The sequence below is a fragment of the Hydrocoleum sp. CS-953 genome (assembly GCF_002260545.1).
GTDB lineage: Bacteria > Cyanobacteriota > Cyanobacteriia > Cyanobacteriales > Microcoleaceae > Trichodesmium.
On the sequence record NZ_LGSU01000289.1, the window covers coordinates 1 to 2,646 of the forward strand.

At 40.4% G+C, this 2,646-nt stretch carries 1 protein-coding gene; it reads left to right on the forward strand.

Features of this window, described 5'->3' with window-relative positions; genetic code table 11:
* Positions 1 to 188: 188 nt before the first annotated feature.
* On the forward strand, positions 189 to 2,646 hold a 2,458-nt coding region (gene bchH / locus AFK68_RS02625; RefSeq protein ID WP_094671401.1), incomplete at its 3' end, for a magnesium chelatase subunit H.

Consider the following 2,646-nt stretch of genomic DNA (forward strand, 5'->3'; position numbering starts at 1 on the left):
AATTATATACTAATCCTAAATGACTTGAGAGAAAAAGTGTAGGGGTTTGGTCTCCAAATCTCATTTTCCTTGGGTTTAGTCTCTAAACCCCTACGATGAAATCTTACAACCTATTTAGGATTGCTGTGACAATAATTAGTCTTTTTTCGCTACCCTAATAGTATAGTAACTTTTATAAAAATTAGGCCATGAAACGTATTGTCTTAATCGCAGGTTTTGAATCTTTTAATACTGGACTATATCGCCAAGCTGCTCAAATGGCAACTTCCCGATGTCCAGATTTAGATATCCAAGTATTTAGCGATCGCGCCCTTTCCCAACAACCGGAAACTGTCGCCACCGCTCTCGAAAATGCTGATGTGTTTTTCGGTAGTCTCCTTTTTGACTACGACCAAGTTTTATGGTTGCGCGAAAGAGTAGAACATATTCCCATCCGTCTCGTTTTTGAGTCAGCATTAGAATTGATGGCATTAACAAAATTGGGAAAATTTGTGATCGGCGACCAACCGAAAGGAATGCCAAAACCAGTCAAATTTATTCTCAGTAAATTTTCCAGTGGGAGAGAGGAAGACAAACTCGCAGGTTATATCAGTTTCCTGAAAACAGGTCCGAAATTACTCAAGTTTGTACCAGTGAAAAAAGTGCAAGACCTCCGCAACTGGTTGATAATTTACGGTTATTGGAATGCAGGCGGTACAGAAAACGTTGCTGCTATGTCTTGGGTGTTGGCAGAAAAATATTTAAACTTAAAAGTCGGGGAAATACCTCCACCAGTGGAAACTCCCAATATGGGTTTACTGCATCCAGACTACCAAGGTTATTTTGAGTCTCCCAAAAAATATCTGGAATGGTATCGCCAACAGAAACAAACTTCCACGACTCCAGTTGTGGGAATTTTGCTTTACCGCAAGCACGTCATTACCAAACAACCATACATTCCCAAACTTATCCGCAAATTTGAAGATGCAGGTTTAACACCTCTACCTGTATTTATTAACGGAGTCGAAGGTCATGTTGCTGTCAGAGATTGGATGACGAGCAGTTATGAAAGTCAAAAGTATGATTCTCCTGAAACAGGACTTACGCAAATTAACCTTGAAAACCACAGAGGTAGGGGCGAATGGCATTCGCCCTCACTAGATTTCAAGTCAAAAGTCAAAAGTCAAAAGTTAGATTCTGTTAAACCAATACTTCCCCTATCTCCCGAAGCAGTGGAAGTTGATGCAGTCGTTTCAACTATTGGTTTTCCGTTAGTTGGGGGGCCAGCGGGTTCCATGGAAGCAGGACGACAGGTGGAAGTTTCTCAACGCATTCTCACTGCCAAAAATGTTCCCTATTTTGTGGCAGCACCTTTACTCATTCAAGATATCTATTCTTGGACGCGCCAAGGTGTGGGCGGTTTGCAAAGTGTGGTATTATATGCACTACCAGAATTAGATGGAGCGATCGATCCTGTTCCTCTAGGTGGTTTAGTCGGAGAAGATATTTATTTGATTCCCGAACGGGTGAAACGTCTGACGGGTAGGGTGAAAAATTGGATAAAACTGCGTCAGACACCACCCGCAGAAAGAAAAATTGCTGTTATTCTCTATGGTTTTCCTCCCGGTTATGGTGCTACAGGTACAGCAGCTTTATTAAATGTACCGCGATCGCTCCTAAAATTTCTCCACGCTCTGAAAGAGGAAGGTTACAACGTTGGGGAAATTCCAGAAGATGGGGAAGAGCTGATTCGTCAAATTAAAGAAGCAGATGAGGCAATACAAAAACCAGACTTATCTAAAGTTGATATTAAAAGTCTCGAAAAATGGTTAGGATATCTATCAACAACTCGCATGGAAAAACAATGGGGAAATCTCACCCGCACAGGCATAAAAACCGATGGTGAAAAATTCCATATTGGCGGAATTCAATTAGGAAATGTTTGGATAGGAGTACAACCTCCACTGGGAATTTCTGGTGACCCCATGCGCTTAATGTTTGAAAGAGATTTAACACCCCATCCCCAATATGCTGCTTTTTATAAATGGCTCCAAAATGAATTTAAAGCTGATGCAATTGTTCACTTTGGAATGCACGGAACTGTGGAATGGTTGCCCGGTTCACCCTTGGGAAATACTGGCTATTCTTGGTCAGATATTCTGTTAGGAAATATGCCACATCTATATATATATGCTGCTAATAATCCTTCAGAATCTATGTTGGCAAAACGTCGGGGTTATGGCGTTTTAATTTCCCATAATATTCCTCCATACAGTCGGGCAGGTTTGTATAAAGAATTGGTGAGTTTACGAGAGTTAATTTCTGAATATAGAGAAGATCCTCAGAAAAATTCGGGGTTACGGGAACCAATTTTTAAGAAGATTTTTGATACTGGTTTAAATTCAGATTGTCCGTTTGAGTATGGCAAAAAATTAGGAATTGAATTTACTGCGGAAAATGCGCGAATGTTTAGTGCAGATGTGGTTAATCCTTATTTTTTCGAAATTTACGAATATTTGCAGGTTGTAGAACAAAGATTATTTTCTTCTGGTTTGCATACTTTGGGAGAAGTGCCTAACGAGGAGGAATTAAAGTCTTATTTGGAGGCTTATTTTGGGGAAGAAATCGGAGAGATAGACTCGGATTTTGGGCAAGGATATGCGGATG